Origin of the sequence: Vibrio ostreicida (assembly GCF_013074385.2) — a bacterium.
GTDB classification, from domain to species: Bacteria; Pseudomonadota; Gammaproteobacteria; order Enterobacterales; family Vibrionaceae; genus Vibrio; species Vibrio ostreicida.
Genome location: NZ_JABEYA020000001.1, coordinates 498,798 through 520,791, shown reverse-complemented (window position 1 = coordinate 520,791; position 21,994 = coordinate 498,798). Strand labels below are relative to the sequence as shown.

General features: G+C 49.6%; 1 protein-coding gene (running past one end of the window). It reads right to left on the bottom strand.

Features of this window, described 5'->3' with window-relative positions; translation table 11 throughout:
• Window positions 1–21,994: the 5' portion of a non-ribosomal peptide synthase/polyketide synthase gene (locus HLM86_RS02265; RefSeq protein ID WP_170882055.1), read on the bottom strand. The gene continues 5,918 nt to the left of window position 1, outside the view; only the first 21,994 of its 27,912 coding nucleotides appear in the window; its start codon is at window positions 21,992–21,994; its stop codon lies beyond the left edge, outside the window.

Below are 21,994 nucleotides of genomic sequence, written 5' to 3'. Positions count from 1 at the left end.
CATCAAGGCGATAAAGCTGCTGTTGTGATATCGCAAGATCCACTAGGCCATTATGCGCTAACATGACCCCTTTAGGTTTCCCCGTAGAACCAGAGGTATAAATGACATAAGCCAGATGCTCAGACGTCAGACCAATCTGGTCGAGTGGAATATTGTCTGACTGATAGCCCACAGATTGCTGCATCAGTGACGTCACATCAATCGCACCAGAATGAGAAGGGAATTTATCTTGCCACTGTGACTGAACCAGAATCAGACTCAACTGGCTGTCCTCAACCATATAATCCAACCGCTCTTGTGGATAACTTGGATCAAGTGGAAGATACGCACCGCCGGCTTTCAACACACCTAACATCACCACCACTAAATCGAGGGAACGATCACAGCAGATCCCCACGAGGCCATCTGCCGTTAACCCCCTTTCAATCAGATAGTGAGCCACTTGGTTAGCACGGCAGTTCAGTGCGTGGTAACTCAGAGTCGTCCCTTCAAAATACAGCGCTGTCGCATCGGGTGTTTGTGCCGCTCGTGCTTCAATCATCTGATGCACACACAACCCAGCCACCTGTGTATGTGCGTCCGTTAACAAGCCTTGGCCTTGCTCAATAATCAATGCCTGTTCTTGCTCATCGATAAAGTTCAGCGTTTGAACCGGTCTGGTTGGCTGTTGCAAAATCGCCATCAGCAAATGTTCAAAATGCTTCGCCATGTTCACAATGGTGTGGCGCTTAAACAAGCTGGTATTAAATTCCCAGCTCAAAGTCATACCACTCTTGGTCTGTTCAACATTCAGTGTCAGATCAAATGACGTAGTTTGGGTGTCAATAGTCATATTGTGACTGCGAAGCCCATTGAAATTGATCTCACCTTGAGGCGTATTCTGTAACACCAACATGATCTGAAATATTGGATGATGGCTCAAATCTCGAGTGGGTTTCAGTTCCTCAACCAATTGCTCGAAGGAGAGGCTTTGATTCGCGTATGCCTCTAATGCGTGGGTTCGGGTTTGTGCTAGCAACGTCGTAAAACCATGTTGCGGTTCGATGGTTGTCCGCATCACCAAGTTGTTCACAAAGAAGCCAATCAACTCAGCCAACTCCGGCTGCTCTCGGTTGGCAACCGGTGAACCAATCACGACGTCATTGTCCCCGCTGTAACGGCTAATCAATAAGGATAACGCAGCATTAAGCCCCATAAACAAGGTGGCATTTTGTTGCTGACACAGGTGCATAAAGTCATCGGTCAATGTATCGTTGATTGAATGATGAACGACATCGCCATGGTGGACTTGCTTGGCAGGGCGCGGCTTATCCAAAGGTAAACTGTGCACGGTCGGCGCATCGGCCAATTGGCGACACCAATAGTCTGCCTGTTGTGACAACACACCATCATTGAGTTTTTTACGCTGCCAAAGCGCAAAATCACCATACTGGACGGCCATCGTACCCTCAGGGAAACACTTACCTTCCCGGCCCAGATTGTAGATCTCAGAAATTTGATTGATGAACACGCCGGCGGACCATCCATCACTGGCGATATGATGCATGACGACCAATAACACTGAGCGGCTCTCTGACAGTCTCACAAGACGAGCGCGAAGCATAAGATCAGAACTTAGGTCAAACTCTTCTTCAAACACAGACTGCTGGTAAGCCGCGAGACGCCTCTGTTGTTGATCTTCATTCAACGCCGACAAATCCTTAACCACGAGATCAAATGGCTTAGCCGCGTGAATAAACTGATAAGCCTCACCACTGGCATCATTGTGGTAGGTAGTACGCAGTACTTCATGCCGTGAAACAACAAACTCAAAGGCCTGCTCAAGCGCGTCACTATCAACCTCACCTTCCAAAACCAGTGCCGCTGGCATGTGGTATTGCTTTGTCGACCCTTCCATCTGCTGAATAAACCACAGTCGTTGCTGCGCAAATGACAGCGGAAGCGTGTCGCCTCGGCCAGATTCCACCGTCACAACGTTTTCATTTAAGCCCGCTTGATCCGATTGATTTTGCAACGCCTCCAGTTCGCTTGCCATGTCACTTAACACTGGCGTTTTAAAGACCACAGACAAAGGTAACGTCAGTCCGACGGCCTTTTTAATGAAATCCAATAGCTGTATAGCCAGTAGAGAATGCCCGCCCAGCCCGAAGAAATTCGCATGCCTGTCAATGGGCTCGTCTGACGCCAATATCGTCTGCCACAAACTCGCTATCAATTGCTCCAGCTGCGTTTGAGGTGCTTCAAAGCACGCCGTCGCCTGAATACGGATGTCAGGTAAAGACTTCCTGTCTATTTTTCCATTCGGCGTTTGCGGCAAAGCCTCCATGACACACATTGCTGAAGGCACCATATGTTCAGGAAGGTAAGCGGCCAATTGCTGTTTGACCTCTGCAAGCCACAGGCTTTCATCGTCAGGAGTGTGAGTGGGCACCAAATAAGCCGCCAGATATTTATCCCCCGACGCCGCCTCACGAGCGACCACCACGTTGACGTTCACACAATCTAGGCTATCGAGCGCGGCTTCAATATCACCGAGTTCAATTCGGAAACCGCGTATTTTAACCTGATGGTCGATACGACCTAAGTATTCAATCCGCTGCTGTGGCCACCAGCGCACAAGATCACCGGTTCGGTACAGGCGACCACGGTCACAGAATGGGTGGTTGATAAACGCCTCTTGCGTCAAGTCGTCACGATATAAGTAGCCTCTCGCTAAGCCTTCCCCTGCAATATACAACTCACCTGCAACTCCCGCAGGCACCTGCTGTCCGTAGGCGTTGAGGATATAGAACTGGGTATTGGCAACCGGCCGCCCAAGGCCAATATCACTGTCGATTTTGAGCGGTTGTGCTGAGGACCAAACCGTGGTTTCAGTGGGCCCGTAGACATTCCACAGACAACGCTCTTCGGCCGACAACAATTGGGATTTCAATGACTCAGGCATGGCTTCACCCCCACAGATCATTTTCAGATCCGGATGAATGAAATCACCACTCTTGACGAGCATTTGCCACGTTGATGGCGTCGCCTGCATGACGGTAACATCATGTTGAGACATCAAATTCGACAGCTGTTTAGGGTTGTACCTGTCTTGGGTTGAGGCAATAACAACATGGCCGCCAAACAAAAGGGGCAAATACAATTCCAGAACATGAATATCGAACGAAATGGACGTGACTGCCAGTAAAGTATCATCACTATTGATACCCGGAGCCTTCGCCATTGAATATAAAAAGTTCACCACAGACTGGTTTTCGACAGCAATCCCTTTTGGCTCGCCCGTCGAACCCGACGTATAAATGACGTACGCCAGATCTTGAGCACTCGCCGTTAAGCGTGATGGGTTAGCCGTTGGCAAACTTGGTTGAACGTTTCCATCAATGTGGTCAACCATCAATGTATTCACGCTACCGGGAACCTGTAAGCCCAATTGTTCACAAGTGATCACAAGTTCAAGCTGGCTGTGTTGCACCATCGCCAGAATGCGCTCTTGGGGATAATTGGGGTCCAGTGGTACATAAGCAGCACCCGCCTTTAGCACCGCCAGCAATGACACCAACATCGACATCGAACGATCCAGATAGATCCCAACCAAGGTATCGCTTTCAACGCCCTGTTCTATCAAGGTTTCAGCAAGAACATTGGCGGCCTGATTCAGCTCCGCATAATTGAGTGACATAGCGTCAAACGTCGCCGCGGTGGCGTGTGGTGTTTTAGCGGCCTGCACCTCAAACAAAGACGCAACGCTTTCACTCCGAGGGTAATCCGCCCATGTTTGGTTCAGCGCTTGTAGCCCAATCCGCTGTTCGGACTCCTCAAACACCGCAACGCTATCAATCGTTGTTTGCGGACCATCAACCATGATTTGCAAGAGCTTCCCAAAGCTATTCGCCAACTTGGCCATCGTCTCAGGCACAAACAAGTCGGTGCAATATTCCCAATAACAGTCGAAACCCCCGTCTCCCGCACCCTGATCCATCACATTCAGAGTGATATCGAATTTTGCTGTCTGATGCGCCGTTCTTGACTCTTCAATGGTCGCCTCACCAAAGGCGGTGGCCGCCGTTGAGGGCATCTCATTGACATTCAGGAATAACTGGAAGACTGGGTGGTGGCTCATCACACGATTGGGTTGTAATGCTTCAACTAGCTGTTCAAACGGCAGCGTTTGATGCTGATACGCCTCTAACGCTGTCGCTTTACTATGCTGCAATAACTCGGCAAAAGTGGGCGTTTCAGACAAATCCGTACGCATGACCAGAGTATTAACAAACAACCCAACCAAACTTTGCTGCTCGAGCAATTCGCGGTTAGCGACAGGCGTTCCTATCACAATATCTGATTCGCCACTGTACGCACTGATCAGCAACGCATAAGCCGCCTGCATCCCCATGAACAAGCTCACACCCTGTGATTGACAAAGCTGCTTAAACTGCTTAGCCAATAACGGTGAAATGGGCATTTCATAAAGGTCTCCCGCATAACTTTGACTCTGCGGTCTTTCCTTATCAAGAGGCAACCCATGTCGCTGTGGTATCCCCGCCAACTGTGTTTGCCAGTAACGGACTTGCTGATCGAGTTTGTCTCCTGTTAATTGGTCACGCTGCCACACCGCATGGTCGGCATATTGGATTGCCAACGGGCTAAGCGGTGAAGCTTCATTACGGACAAACGCATCATACACTTGCGCTAATTCAGCCATCAATAAATCAGAAGACCACCCATCCGAGGCAATATGGTGTTGTGTCATGAGTAAGACTGAGTCCCTTTCTGACAACTTGACCCATTGCGCTCTGAGCATGAGATCGCGTTCAAGGTTGAACACATTTTCAGCATCTTGAGCGATGAGGCTTTGCAATTGTGGTGGTTGTGCGTGTTCACTCAAGTCCGACAAATCCGTCAGACGCAAGGTAAAGCCAGTGGGCATCGGTTGTACCTGCTGGTACAACACATCATCGATTTTACTGAAACAAGTTCGCAACGTTTCATGACGCTCGATCAAGTGGCAAAGTGCTTGCTCTAGCGTCTCATGGCAGACAGGACCAGTGAGCTTGTAAACGCCCAGCATGTTATAGGTGCTGCCGCCTTCTAATTGCTGCATAAACCACATCCGCTGTTGGGCAAAAGAGGCAGGAAGCCTCTGCTGGCGATCAGCAAGCGGGATTGAACTCTGCGCAAACTGTGGCCGCTCATCAATGGCTTCCGCCATCTCAAACAGGACAGGCGTAACGAAAATTTGCTTAACGGTCAGCTCCACGCCAAGTTGAGCACTGATTTTTGCGATCAGTCGGACCGCTAACAACGAATGACCACCAAGCACGAAGAAGTTGGCATCCGAACTGATCGGCGCCGACATTCCCAACACATCCTGCCAAATATCAGCCAGTGCACATTCCGTCGGCGAGGTCGGTTCAACGTATTCATCTTCCGTCGCGTAAGCGGGTGCCGGCAGCGCTTTTCTGTCCAGTTTACCATTGGTATTCACAGGTAACGCTGACAATACTGACCAAGAACTGGGGATCATGAACCCCGGCAGTGTTTTCTGAAGTGCTTGCTTAAGATCATTAATAAGTGCAGCATCGTCGTTGGCATTGGCCACGAGGTAGGCTGCCAGCTGTTTATCTCCATAAGGGTCTTCGCGCACGATGACCGCTGCATCCTCAACCGGTGTTTGTTGACGAAGTGCCGTTTCAATCTCTCCCAACTCAATTCGGAATCCACGAAGTTTCACCTGAGTATCAAAGCGGCCGAAGAATTCAAGCTCTCCATTGGCAAGCCACCGCACCCTATCTCCAGTGCGATAAACACGGGCATTTGACTCAACTCGGAACGGGTCAACAATGAACTTCTCTGCGGTAAGCTGCTCGCGATTAAGGTAGCCGCGCGCCACTCCCACGCCCCCTAATAACAATTCCCCAGGGACGCCTTGCGGAACCAATTGCATTTTGTCATCGACCACATAAACATCCGTGTCCATGGTTGCCCGTCCAATCGGAACACTGGAACCGACTACGGCGCCATCCAACCAATGCAATGTGGAGGAGATGGTTGTTTCTGTCGGGCCATAGTTATTGATTAACTGGCAGACTTTCTGGGCCGGCCCTGTTTGCCATGCTTGGGCAAAATCGGCGTTGAGAACATCCCCACTGACCACTAATCGTGATAATGAGGTCGAATGCCAAAATGCCTCGTCTGACAATACAGGCTCAAGCAACGCTTTGGCATACAAAGGTGGAAATTCAGTTATCGTGATCGGGTTATTGTTGAGCCAATCAACGAACTCAGCAGAAGTCCACAATGTCTCGGGACGAATGTATAAACTCGCCCCTGTCGTCAAGGCTTCAAACACTTGCTCTACTGAGGCATCAAAGCCAATATTAGAGAATTGTAAAATCTTGTCGTCTGCTGTGATGCCGTAAGCAACACAGATACTCTTGATATGGCTGCTTAACGCACGATGCTCTATCATCACCCCTTTCGGTTTGCCCGTAGAACCAGAGGTATAAATAACGTACGCAAGGTTTGCTGGCGTCACGCCATGCGCTTCGATCGGCACATTGTCTTCACGTTGAACACGGAGCATGGCTTGGACGTCTTGCGAGTCGAGCATCATCACTGGAACCTTGGCTCCGATAAGCTTATCGTGATGAAGCGCTTCACTGATCACTAAGCGGCATTCGCTGTCCTCCATCATATAACTCAAGCGATCGATTGGATAACTCACATCCAGAGGGACGTAAGCGCCACCGGCCTTGTGAATAGCCAAAATGGTAATGATCATGTCCGCCGAACGCGACAAGCACATCCCAACTAAGGCATCAGGGCCCACACCTTGTTCACTCAAATAGTGAGCCAAACGGTTGGCCTGAATATTCATTTCGGCGTAGCTCATCGGCTGCCCATTAAAGACCAGCGCAACGGCATTCGGCGTGCGGATCACCTGTTGTTCAATTTCTTGGTAAAGACACTGTGACGTCGGCCATTGACGCTCAGCTCTCCCCAAAGACAACAACCGACTTTCCTCTTCCTCACTCACTAAAGACAGTTGTGCAATCTTAGCATCAGGTTTTGCAACAATATCCGACAGCAACTGAATAAAGTGCTGTGATAAACGCTCAATCGTCTCGCCATCAAACAAATCTGTGCTGTACTCCCATCCCAGCGTCACTTGAGGCTGACCTTGTAAATCAAGGCTTTCAAGAACGTTTAGGGTCAGATCAAATTTTGATGTTGACGTTTGGAAATCCAACGTATCAAGGTCAAGACCACCAAGCTTGGTGAGCGTCTCTAGTTGCGTATCGACAACCAGCATCACCTGAAACAGAGGGTGGTGGCTCAGATCGCGATTGGGCTGAATCGCTTCAACCAGACGTTCAAACGGAAGCTGTTGATGCGCAAATGCATCAAGCGCATCATCTCGGCATGAAGCCAGTAATTGGTTAAATGACTGGCCTTGATCCACGTCAGTGCGAATGACCAACGTATTGACAAAAAATCCAATCAAAGAAGCGAGTTCTTTTTGCTCTCGATTAGCAACAGGCGTACCAAAAACGATATCCGTCTCGCCGCTGTAGCGGCTTAGAAGGATGCTAAATGCGGCCTGCATCCCCATAAACAAGCTGCTGGTTTGAGATTTCAGGTGGGCTTGCAAGTGTTGAGTTAGTTCAGTAGGCAGTGACTGCTGATACAAGGCCCCCTGATAAGACTGGGTGTTAGGACGAGGCTTGTCTAAAGGTAAGCCGTGCACTTCTGGGATCCCAGCCAAACGAGACTGCCAATAACCCAACTCATGCGCAATCTTATCGCCTTGTAATGCTTCGAGCTGCCACACCGCATAATCGGCATATTGGATCGCCAAAGGCGACAACGAAGGCGCTCTCCCCTGTTCATACGCAGAATACAAATGGTCAAGTTCCTTAAGCAGGATTTCAAGCGACACACCATCTCCGGCAATATGATGCAAAGTCAGCAATAGAAGATGCTTAGCCTTACCGTGTTGATCCCAACCCAAATTGATGAGCTGTCCTCGGATCATCAAATCGCGATCAAGCGCAAAGGGCTTGGACGCTTCCTCATCACGAGCTTGGCAGAGGCGCCGCTGCTGCTGCTCCCCTTCCAAATCGCTCAAATCTCGTCTTTCAAGGTCAAAAGGTGTGCCGATATCATAAATGCGTTGCTCAACTTGCCCGTCAATATTACAGAATCCGGTACGCAAGCTTTCATGACGCACTAACACATCATTGAGCGCCTGCTGGAGGGCCTCAATATTAAGCGATCCTGTCAAAGACAGCGCCAAAGGCATATTGTAAGTATCACTTTGTTCCTCAAGTTGCTCAAGGAACCACAAACGTTGCTGCGCATAAGATAAAGGCAGGCGCGAGGGTCGTTGAGATGCCTGAATTTCAACGGATTCACTCTGACGGTGGCTACCTTCTATCAATCGTGCGAGCTCTGCTAACGTGGCGTGAGTAAAGATACTCCTGACACTGAGTGACACGTTAAACTGAGCACGAATTTCAGCAACCAAACGGATGGCTAGCAGAGAGTGCCCCCCTAGGGCAAAGAAATTGGCTGTCTTTCCGACCGGTTGCTCACTATTGAGCGTCCGTTGCCATAGCGCTGATAGCGCTTTTTCTGTCGGGGTTTCCGGTGCAACATAGTCTTGTTGCGTATCCAATTCAGGAAGCGGAAGTGCACGTCGGTCTACTTTGCCATTGGGTGTCAGAGGCAGCTGATCTAAAACGACCCACGCTGTCGGGATCATATGCTCTGGTAGGCGGTTCGATAGGCCTTGAGTTAATGACACGATCCAGGCATTGGAATCTTTACGCTCATTTGAGTCAAGTTGACGATTCGAGCCAACAATATACGCCACCAACCTTTTATCACCAAGCGACGTTTCGTGTGCCACCACGACACTCTGGCTAACACTGTCACACTGCCCCAACACCGTTTCTATCTCACCGAGTTCAATCCGGAAACCACGGATTTTGACCTGATGATCGAGGCGACCTAGATATTCGATGTTGCCTTCCGGCAGCCAACGAGCAAGATCTCCAGTTCGATACAAGCGAGCCTGATCCTTATTCTGGGCATACGGGTTGTCAATAAAACGTTCTTGGGTGAGATCTTGACGATTATAGTAACCTCGCGCCACACCAACGCCAGCAATAAACAGCTCACCAACAACACCAACCGGAACAGGATTGAGCTGATTATCGAGTACGTAAAGCTGAATATTGTCGATTGGCCGACCAATTGGGACAGAACGACCACGAAAATCCGCCTGACATTGCCAAACACTGACGTCAATCGCCGCCTCAGTCGGCCCATATAAATTGTGCAATTCCGCACTATGGTTGGCCAAGAAACGATTCTGTACGTCGACGGAAAGTGCTTCACCACTGCACACCACAAGACGAAGGCTTGGCGTACGATCAATATAACGGCCATCGGCAATAAAACTGGCCAGCATAGGGGGGACAAAGTGCATCACGCTGATCTTGGCGTCATTAATCACCTCAAGGAGGTAATCCACGTCCTTATGCCCTTCAGGCTTAGCCATCACTACCGTGGCTCCAGTCATCAATGGCCAATAATATTCCCAAACAGAAACATCGAAACCAAAGGGCGTTTTTTGCAACACGTTGTCGCAAGTCTTGAGCTTGTATGCCTTTTGCATCCAGTTTAAGCGGTTGACCAGTCCGGAGTGCTGATTCATCACCCCTTTAGGTTGGCCCGTTGAGCCTGAGGTATAAATCACATACGCCAAGTTATGCGGACTCAACCCGTCAATGCAAGGGTTGCCCAAAGCAGAGTATTGTTCCCTCATGCTCTGCCATAAAGTCATGTCATCAACAAACAGGGTCTTTTCAGCACTGAGTTCAAGCGTTGACGAAAGATCACTGTGCGTAATCAACACCTGAGCTTGGCTATTTTCCAACATATAGGACAAACGGTCGACGGGGTAACTTGGATCGAGAGGCACATAGGCGCCACCTGCTTTGCTCACTGCCAGTATTGATACAACCATATCAAGCGAGCGTTCAAGGCAAATACCCACCAATATTTCCGGCCCTACCTCCAAGCCCATTAATTGATAAGCCAACTGATTGGCTTTTTCATTGAGCTCGTCATAGGTCAATTGAGATTCTTGATAGCGGATCGCAATGGCATCTGGCGATCGCGCCACCTGAGCTTCAAACAATTGATGGATGCAGTCGTGTTCAGGATAGGCTGAAGCGGTATTGTTCCAATCATTCATTAGTTGGTTGCGCGCGTTATCCTCCAACAAGGACAGGCTGCCAACAGGCTGCGTTGGCGAAGAAATAATACTATCAACCAGTTTGTTAAATTGGCTGGCCATGCGAGCAATCGTTTCTTGGCTAAACAACTCCGTATTATATTCCCAAGAGAGATTGAGGCCTTGTGATGCCTCTTCTACCGTCAACATAAGATCAAACTGAGAACGGCTTTCTGACAGTGATAAGGTTTCTGTCTCCACGCCATCCAGCACTAATTCGGGCTGCGCGGTATTTAAGGATAACATCACTTGGAACAGAGGGTGATAGCTCAAATCTCGCTGAGGTTGCAAGACTTCGACCACCTGCTCAAACGGCGCATCCTGATGCGCGTAGGCTTGAACATTCGTTGACTTGCTCTGAGCCAGTAGCTCACTGAATGTCGGGTTTTCATCAAGATCAAGACGCAGTACTAAGGTGTTAACGAAAAACCCAATCATGGATTCAAGCACAGGCTGACTTCGATTGGCAATGGGCGTCCCGACCACAATATCACTGTCATTACTGTAACGGCTGAGTAGCACCGAGAACGCGCTATGTAACCCCATAAACAAGGTCGCATCTTGTTGCTGACACACTTGCTTGAAGGCGTCAGTCTTTACGTTATCCAAAACCGCAAAATGGGACTGTCCCCGATAACTCTGCTGAGCCGGACGGGGGTAATCAAGCGGCAAGTTATGGACCGCTGGCAAACCACTTAAACATTGCTGCCAATAACCTAATTGATGATCAATAACCTGAGACACTTCCGTGCTGCGCTGCCAATGCGCATAATCCGCATACTGCATCGGTAATTCGGTCAGCGTTGGCGCTTGATGATCGATTTCAGCCTGATAAAAATGGTTTAATTCATCAAACAAAAGCCCAATAGACCAACCGTCTGAAGCAATATGGTGCATCGTGATAAACAGGACATGTCGCTCAGCACTGCGCGTAACCATCGAGGTGCGTAGCATCATATCACCGCTGAGATCGAACGGCTTATTCGCCTCTTCCTGCTGAAGAACAAGCAAACGCTCAACTTGTTCTTGTTCCGTTAAGTTGGCGATGTCCGTCATTGGCATCATCCAGTGGTTTGGCGCGGCCTGTACCTGCTGACATACCCCTGCCCCTTCCGACATAAAACAGCTTCGTAGGCTCTTATGTCTGGTCACAATGCGCAAAAATGCCCGTTGTAATGCGTCCATACTCACTTGGCCACTGAGTTCAATCGCTATCGGCATGTTGTAATGGCTGCTGCTCTCTTCCATCTGGTCGACAAACCACAGCCTTTGCTGGGCAAAAGATAAAGGTTGGTCGATATCGTTAGAGACGCTGAACATCTCAGGCAATCGATCGCCACCAGAGACGCTAAGTGAGTCAATCTCTTGAGCCTGAGCGGCCAACATAGCATGGTTGAAGACCTGACCTATCGTGAACTCAACACCGAACTGCTCACGAATTTTGGCGACCAATTGCATCGCGAGTAAGGAATGACCGCCAGCACTAAAGAAGTTTAGGTGGCGGTTATCAACTGCCCGCTCTAGCACCCGACTCCAAAGCTGGGCTAAGGTCACTTCTGTGAAACTCTTCAAGGGTTCACTGACGATGGTCTCCCTGTAGTCATCAGGTTCCGGAAGTGCGCGGAAATCGACTTTACCATTGGCATTTAGGGGTAAGCTTTGCATTACCTGCAAGGCAGCAGGCATCATATAGTGAGCTAAGCGCTCAGCCAGACGTTGATAAATAACGTTAAGCGCCTGCTGATCCTCGGACCATTGCTCTTGTGACTGGGCAGCATCCAAGACCAAATAAGCGACTAACCTTTTATCACCCTTCGACTCCCGAACCATCACAAAATTGTCGATCACGCCTGGGATAGCATGCAAGGCGGCAGAAATTTCGCCCAGCTCAATACGGAAGCCTCTCAACTTAACTTGCTTATCAACTCGGCCCAAGCAGACGATTTGTCCCTGCTCATCCCAGTAGGCGAGATCGCCGGTTTTATAAAGACGTCCCCCTTTACTGCCTGACAACCTATCGTCGATAAAACTTTCCGCTGTAAGCTCATCTCGTTGCCAATAACCTCGAGCAACCCCTGGGCCACCGACATAGAGCTCACCAATGACCCCAGTGGGGAGTGGTTGCATCGTGGCATCAAAGACATAGGCACTCGCGGTGGCTAATGGCCGCCCAATCGGGTATACCGATTGTTGCTGAGTAATTTCATACCACGCACTAAAGGTGGTATTTTCGGTCGGACCATAGGCATTCCACAAATGGGCAGGCTTACCGTTGGCCGCCAGTAATCGATTGACGTGAGGGACAGAGATCGCATCACCTCCCACCAGTAAATGGTGCAATGAAGCGAACGCCGTTGGACGTTGATCAATGGTGGCATTAAACAACGCCGCCGTTACAAAGATGGTATCAATGTTGTCACGCACCAGTTGTTGTTGCAGTTTCTCCGGTGACAATAGGTGATTTTTTGGAATATACACCATGCTGCCACCATTGAGCAGAGCACCCCAAATTTCATAGGTAGCCGCATCAAACGAGTGGTTGGATGCCTGCGCCATTACTGTATTTTGGTCAAGCTTAGTGTGGTGATTATTTGTCACCAGATGCACCAAACTGTACTGCTCGACCGCCACCCCTTTCGGTTTGCCCGTCGACCCTGAGGTATAAATAATGTAAGCCAAATCGTTGCCGCGATCGGGCCCTATCCCATCAAGCAAGTTAAGCGGTGCGCGGTCGATCTGTTGACGAGTCTTCTCTTCACTTAGATTCACTAAGGCACTGGTTTTCTGGACCAATGTATCGGCGAGCGCATGATGAGATACAATTAGTCGTGCATCACAGTCTTGCATGATCACATCCAGACGCTCCGCCCCCTGATCTGGGTCAAGTGGGACATAAGCCGATCCTGTTTTCATGATCGCCAGCATCGCGACAATCAAGTCAACCGAACGCTCAAGGTATAAGCCTATTCGATCTCCGCGTTGGACGCCTTTGCTGATCAGATAACTCGCCAAACGATCAGAGCGGCCGTCGAGCTCAGCATAATTCAAAGACTGGTCGTCATAGGTTAACGCGATTTTATCTGGGTATTGGCTTGCGATAGACCGGAACGGCGTCGCCACACCGCTAAACTCAACCGACGTCGGTTTGGGTTTCGCCATATCAGCTTGCTCGCTCATCAGTGAAATATCATCAATTCCTTGGCTAACACTCTCCGCCATCGATTCAAGAATCGTCTTTAGGTGCGCGGTAACTTGTTGCGCAGCGCTCAGCGTAATCGCCTCCCCATTTACCAGCACTTTAAGCGCAATGCTTTGCCCTGGAACAACCACAATAGACAGTGGGAAGTTTGTTTGTTCAAGGGCACTGAGGCCCTTAATAACGAGGCTATTGTCAGCATCTGACGCCAAGTCGCCGGCTTCAAATGGGTAGTTTTCAAAGACCATGATCGAATCAAACAGAGCATTCTCATTGTCCACCTCACTCCAAGACTGAATATCAACCAAAGAAGTATGGGCAAACTGATCGTGCCCTACCTGAGATTGGTTTAACTGCTGAATCCACTCCGAGACAGGCTGATTGCCTTCAGGCAGCTGCACTCTAACGGGTAACGTGTTAATAAACAGGCCTATCATACTTTCAACGCCAATGAGCGATTCCGGTCGCCCTGAGCGAGTCGTACCAAAGACGACATCTCGAGTACGGCAATAACGGCTCAACAGCAGTGCCCAAGCACTTTGGAATAGGCTGCTTAACGTCACATTCATTTGTTTCGCACGCGCGCTCAGTTGGGCAGATAAAGCGGGGTTGAGCCATTCGAGGTGTTGCCCCATTTCAGTTGAAGCATGCCCGTCACTTTTTACACTAGGCAGTGCTTGGCTGATGGACGTAGGTAGCCCAAAGCCAGACAAATAATCAACCCAATACTGTTTCGCTTTCGCCACATCCTGATGATGCAGCCATTCGATATATTGACGATATGGTACGACGGGTGAATCCATCAAAGCATTCGCTGGATTTTGATAAATCTCCACCAGTTCTTTTAGCAATATTGGCAAACACCAGCCGTCTACCAGTGCGTGATGATGGGTCCAAACCAATCGAAACTCTTGTGGCGCCTTTTGTACCAAAGCGAGCTTCATCAGTGGCGCTTGCTGTACATCAAACGGCTGGTGTTTTTCTTGAGCGAGTAGCTCAGTCCAACGTTGCTCAAAGGCTGCGTTATCGAGATCCAACCACTGTTTTTCCTGCCAAGGCACACAAACATCAGCGGCAATCAATTGTAGCGGCTGGCCATAACCGGTATGGATAAACGCAGTTCGCAATGCACTGTGTCTTGCGACCAACGTTTGCCAAGACTGCTTTAGTCGTTGTGGTGAGAGTGCACCGAGTTCAAGCACCATTTGAGTCATGTAAAGCCCAGATTCTGGGGACATCTGAGAATGAAATAACATACCCGACTGCATCGACGTCGCCGGATACATGTCCTCGATATTATGCTGTGTTTGCAATCGGTCCAGTCTGTCCTGATTGATCTGTGCCAGCGGGAAATCACTCGGCGTCTTTTGCTCAGGTGCCGATTGGCAATGAGTCACAATCGCCGTAAGATCGTCATGGTACTGCTCAAGCAATTCCGTCATCGCATGGCGACTGAATTGCTGCTGATTGAACTCGATACTGATGTGCAGTTGATCGCCTTGGACAATGCTTTCAACACTCAGAGTATTAAAACGCTGACGCGCCTGACTCATACAGGCTTGAGAAGATTCAAACTCACTACTGACAATAACATCGTCTTGACCCTTATTGCAGCCTTGCTCAAACTGACCCAAGTAGTTGAAAAGAATATCGATCTGAGGATGTGAATGTTCGCGATCGGTTAAGTATCTGAGCACCCCATAGCCTATCCCCTTATTAGGTACTGCCCTTAGTTGTTCCTTAACGGCTTTGATTTGTTCACCGATGTCCGTCGATTCCGCCGACAAGATCACTGGGTAAGTCGTCGTAAACCAACCTAAGGTTTCATTAAGATTGAGTGAATCATCAATGACTTCACGCCCATGGCCTTCCAATTCTATCCGAATTCGATTGCTGTCCTGCCAGCGAGTCACGGTACGCAGCAGTGCCGTCAGTAACAAGTCGTTAATCTGGGTGTTGTAACACGGATTCGATCGATGCAATAGATTCGCACTCGCCTCTGCCGTCAGCGCCAATGTAACGGTGTCACTCTGATGCCCACTGTCATCTAAGCCGCCCTCAGGCTCCGAAAGTTCCGGCGTAATAGGCGCAATCTCCGTGCTAACAATCTCATGCCAATAGGGACGCTCACTTTCCAGTTGTGCCGAGTGAGCAAAGGACGCCAACCACTGGCCCCACGCTTGATAACTGCTGGACGTCGGGCCAAGATCAATCGTGTCGCCGCGGCCTAGCTGGCGCAACGCTAATTGAAGATCATCAAGTAGAATACGCCATGAAACCCCATCGATGATAAGATGGTGGATCACCCATGTCATCGTCAGAGGCTGTGCTTTGTCGTCGAGTAGCACCCATTGGGAGAGCGGTGCCTGATCAAGCTCAAATCCCTGCTGCGCATCGCTAACAGCCGCCTCAAAAGACGCGTCTGACGTCGTGTGAATCAAACTGTTATCGACATCCTGATTGGTGAGACAAGTATAATGGGCCTGCCAACGCTGAGTTTGATGGCGAAAGGCCAATCTGAACACATCATGACGGTGGTAGATGGCCTTCATTGCTTGCTTCAAGTGCGCCACGCTGACCTCATCTGATAACGTCACACGCATGGCCTGATTGAAATGATGGCAATCCGTCTTGTCGAATTCAAACAACCAGTGTTGAATCGGCAGTAATGGCTGCTCACCCTCGACAACCCCAGCGGACTCCGTGTGCTTTTCAACCCGATAAATATGCGGGGCCAATCGTTGTATTGTCTGGAATTCAAACAGCTGCCGAGTGGTGAGTGCATAGCCAGCTCGCAGTGCACGTGACGCCACCTGAATAGCCAGAATCGAATCCCCACCAATAGCAAAAAAGTTATCATGTGTGCCGATTTTCGTCACACCCAGCACCTGCTGCCAAATCTCACAAAGCACGGTTTCACTAGGCGTCACAGGCTCGACATAGTGCGCCTGCAACTGGTAAATGGGGACAGGCAGTGCAGCACGATCAATTTTGCCGTTATGGGTAAGTGGCAGAGCGTCCATATCCACTATCGCGCTGGGTAACATGTAGCCGGGTAGTTGCTCAGACAACAACAAAATGAACTCCGCATACGTTCTGATTTCATTATCTTGATTGACCACATAAGCGACCAGACGTTTATCACCTGGCTGATCTTCACGAACTTCAATATGGGCGGAGCGAATATTTGAATAGCTCAATAACGCACTTTCAATCTCACCCAACTCTATCCGAAAACCACGGATTTTGACCTGATGGTCGATGCGTGAAATAAATTCCAAATTACCATCAGGTAACCAACGCACACTATCTCCGCTTCGATACAAGGTTTGGCTAGCATCACTTGGGTGCCTAACAAATTTTTCCTCCGTTAGGGCAACTCGATTGTGATAACCTTTCGCCAGCCCTTCACCGCCGATATAAAGCTCTCCGAGCACGCCTACAGGGACAGGGCATTGATGTTCGTCCAACACCAAAACATCAACGCCAGGTATTGGCTTACCGATATGGATAAGGCCGCTATCAGGATCTAATCTCCCTAACGTCGCACAAATGGTACTTTCTGTCGGGCCATAAGCATTGATGAAATCTCGCCCTTTGCCCCAGCGGGTAACCAAATCCGGTGGGCACGCGTCTCCAGCAACCACTAACGTTTTAACGCTTTCCCACTCAGCCAAGTCCAACACCGGTAACAGAGCTGGCGGCAAGGTTGCGTGAGTCAATTGATCCTGATTCACCGCTTTTGAAAGTTCGCTGCCTGATTTGATGCAGGCATCATCGTAAATATAGAGCTGAGCACCACTGCACAGCGCCATCACCCACTCCCAAGTAGCGGCATCAAAACTGATTGATGCAAACTGGAGGACACGGCTTTGTGATGTCGTGTTCAACAAAGATTGCTGCCCATAGGCAAGGTTGACCAAGCCTTGGTGAGCAAGCATGACCCCTTTGGGCTTGCCCGTCGAGCCAGACGTGTAAATCATGTACGCCATGTCCTGAGCCGTGACGGCCACCGTCGACTGGAAGGGTTGTTCGCCCAGAGCGTTCAATTGCTCCTCGATGTCGTGGTGATCCAACGCAATCAGATTGGCCTGAGTCTCCGGCAATCGCTCGCGTAGACGATCATGAAGCAAAATGGTACTTGCACCACTGTCGGTGATCATATGCTCCAGCCGTGCGAGCGGGTAGTCAGGGTCAAGCGGCAAATAGGCACAACCCGCTTTGAGTATTCCGAGCAAGGTTACAAACAAAGAAGCAGAGCGCTCAATGCACACACCAACAATGTCACCTTGCTGCGCACCATGATGCTGCAATAAATGTGCGATCTGATTTGCCCTTGAGTTGACTTCAGCATAGCTCAAGCTGTCGTGCCCAAATTGGCCCTGATAGCACAAGGCAGGCGCCTCTGGTAGACGCGCTACCTGCTGCTCAAACACCTGATGGATACCATCGGCTTCCATGACCGTTTCAGGCCCTTTTGACCACTCTAACGTCAGTTGCTGGTGTTCTTGTGGAGTCAAGAGATCACACATCATCACATGGCAGGTTGGATCCATCACCACGGACTGGACCAAAACCTGTAAATGCTCCGCCAAACGCGCGATCGTTTCTTCAACAAATAAGTCCTGACTGTATTCCCAATCCAGCACCAGTTGGTCACCTTGTTCGATCACATTAAGGGTTAGATCAAATTTCGCGTAATGACGGTCAGGCTGCGTCTGGGTAACCTTGAGTTCATCAAGTTGATAAAGGGCCTGTTGGTTATTTTGCAGCACCATCATGACTTGAAATAAGGGGTGATAGCTCAGAGAACGATCGGGCTGTAATTCATCAACAAGGCGCTCAAAAGGCAGTTTTTGGTTGGCAAAAGCGCCAAGTGCACTCTGTTTACACTGCTCCAACAATTGCTCAAACGTGGGGTGTCCAGACAGGTCGGTGCGACAGACCAAGGTATTGACAAAAAAGCCGATTAAATCACTGACTTCAGCATGATCGCGATTGGCCACCACCGTCCCGATGACAATGTCTTTTTCCTGACTGTGTCGGCCTATCAAGGTCGACACTAAGGCCTGCAACCCCATAAATAGCGTCGCTCCACGACTCTGACATACACCTTTAAACGCTTCAAGCTGACGAGTGTCGAGTCGATGACGATAACGACCGCCGTTAAAGCTCGGAATGGTCGGCCGAGGTTTATCGGTAGGCAAGCTGTGCAGCTCAGGGATCCCTTTGAGACGGTTTTTCCAGTATTGAAGCTGCTCGTCAGAATGCAGCGAATCTGACGCCGTTCTTTGCCAGTCAGCAAAATCGATATATTGCACTGGCAAACTCGTAAGCTGACTTTGCTCTGAGCGCTTGTTTGCCTGATAAAGTTCTGCCAATTCCTTCTCAAACACACTCAGCGACCATCCATCCGCTGCAATGTGATGGAAAGCAAAAATCACCTGATACTGGTTTTTACTGATCTCAACCAGCTGACCACGCAACATGAGATCACTAGATAAATCAAACTCACGGTGAATCACGTGATCCTGAATCTCAGATAAGGACCGATACTGGCTGTCGGTTGGCGGCAAGAGTACAGAAGTCGGGAGAGGAAACTGGCCAATGTCCCCTAAAACCATCTGGTGAACCTGACCTTGTTGATTCTGGAGATACACGGTACGAAGAACGTGATGACGATTAACGATCTGGGTAACCGCGTCAACCAACGCCCCCCGATCGAGTTGACCTTCCAAAGTTAATATCAATGGAATGTTGTATTGATGTGAACCCTGCAATTGATCAAGAACCCACATTTGTTGCTGTGAGAAAGACAAGGGGGCAGGCCTGTCATCGCTGCGTCGGACAATGGAAACAACCGACTGACCCTGATTTTCAGCGTCAATTTCCGCGGCAAGTTGATGCAAGGCTCTTGCTTCAAAAATAGTATGGATTGCCAAATGCACATTGAACTGCGCTTTTAATTCGGTCAGCAGACGCATCGCCAACAGAGAGTGACCGCCCAGAGCAAAAAAGTTAGCCTGTCGGCCGATCGGCTGCTCCGATTGCAACAGTCTTTGCCACAGTTCAGCCAGTTTAGCCTCTGTCGACGTTTGCGGTGCCTGATAATCTTCCTGACTCGGCATCGCAGGCGCTGGTAGCGCTTTTCGGTTCACTTTACCATTCGGGGTCAAAGGCAGAGCGTCCAGCTTAACCCACGCCGCTGGAATCATATGGGCCGGTAACCTCGTCGCCAATGCATCACTCAATTGAGTGAACCAGAGAGAAGAATCGTCAACAGACTGAGCGGACACCAAATAGGCCACCAGCTGTTTATCGCCCAGTGGGGTATCATGTGCAATCACAACCGTTTGACTGACAGACTCACACTGACCTAGCGCGGTTTCAATTTCGCCCAGTTCAATACGAAACCCACGGATCTTAACCTGATCATCAATCCGCCCTAGGTATTCAATTTCTCCGCTTGCAAGCCATCGGGCCAAATCCCCAGTTCGATAAAGGATAGGATCCGTCTCATCCAACTGATGGGGATTACTAATGAATCGTTCCTTGGTGAGGTCGTCTCGATTATGGTAGCCACGCGCAACGCCCACTCCGGTGATGAACAACTCGCCAACAATACCAATCGGCACAGGGTTGAGCGCTGAATCGAGAATATGTAATTTTATATTATCAATGGGTTGACCAATGGGTACGGAGCGGCCACTGAATTCAGGTGTACAGCGATGATAACTGACTTCTATCGACGTCTCGGTTGGGCCATACAAATTCAGTAATTGCGCGTGGTGCCCAGCCAGAAAACGGTTCTGTACATCGACGGGTAAAGACTCACCGCTGCATACCACTAAGCGCAAGCTCGGGGTCTGATCGCTAAAACGCCCATCAGCAATAAAACTGGCCAACATAGGAGGAACAAAGTGAATGACATTGATGCTGGCTCGCCCAATAATATCCATCAAATAGTCGACATCTTTATGCCCTTCCGGCCTAGCCATCACGAGAGTCGCACCGCTTGTTAGCGGACCGTAATATTCCCACACCGACACATCAAAACCAAAGGCGGTTTTTTGTAACACCTTATCACCACACTGGAATGAAAAAGCCTCTTGTCCCCAATGAATTCGGTTCACAAGGCCAGAGTGCTGGTTCATGACCCCTTTAGGTTGACCCGTCGACCCCGATGTATAAATCACATACACCAAACTGGCTGACGAGAGCCCAGCAGGTTGTGGATTGTGCTGTGCTTCCGCCCGCTCCGATAAAGAATCCCAAAATGAAGAATCGTCGATATGAACACGCTGAACGGCATCCAAAGGAATCGCTTGTGACAATGTTTGGTCAGTGATCAGCACTTGTGCATCACTATTACTCATCATATAAGCGAGACGTTCTATCGGATAACTCGGGTCGAGCGGGACATAGGCTCCACCCGCTTTGTTGACCGCCAAAATCGCGACCATCATGTTAATTGAACGATTAAGACAGATACCAACCAACGCTTCAGGCCCGATGCCGACACTGATCAGGTGATGAGCCAGCTGATTGGCTTTTATGTTGAGTTGACGGTAAGTCAGGCTTTCCTGTTCAAATTCGATCGCAATCTGATCCGGCGTCATCTCAACCTGAGTTTCAAAGAGATGATGGATACAAGCCGCCTCGGGGTATTCACGTTGCGTTTGATTCCAACGGGTCAATATTTGACCTTGTTCCTCGCTGTCGATTAATGCTAAGCGCTCAATCTCTTGCTCTGGTTGTGCAAGCACACTGCGGATCAGTTGATCGAACTGCTGCGCGGTGCGCGAAATGGTTTCAGATTCGAACACGTCACCACTGTATTGCCAAGTGACGCGCAAGCCCTCTTGGTGGTGATCCAACGTCACCTTAACATCGCAGGACAACGCCTCAAATTCAGCCTCCACCCCTCCGGACGGCCTTTGCCCATCATCCAGCATCATATGGAAAAGAGGGCCGTGCGACTCTTGTGGTTCGGCCAAGGCCAACGCTTGCTCAAAGCCAACCGCGCTGTGCACCTGAGCTGCCTGATAGACATCTTCACTTTGGGCAAGGAGATCCAGAAAACTCGGCTTGTTATCTAAGTTAAGACGCAGTGCCAAGCGCTGAGAAACAGGGTGATCAGCCTCGCTTTCTGATACGCATGTGCCCAACACAATATCGGTCTCGTAACTATAACGACCAAGTAAAATCGCCAATGCAGCCAAGGCCCCTGAAAAGACAGTGGCGCCTTGTGTCAAACAGAGCTGCTGAAATGCTTCACTCGTCGCGGGTCCCCAGTGATGGACGTGCCGCCCTATTTTAGAAGATGGTGTCAAAGGACGTGGGTAGTCGAGTGGCAGCCCATGTTGCTCTGGCATGCCTGCCAATTGTGTCTGCCAGTAGACACAGGCTTGAGACTCACTCGCCTTTGGCAAAGGCCCATTGTCTGCTTTGCATGAATGAATGGTCGTGTCTTGGCATACATCTTCTTTTTTCAA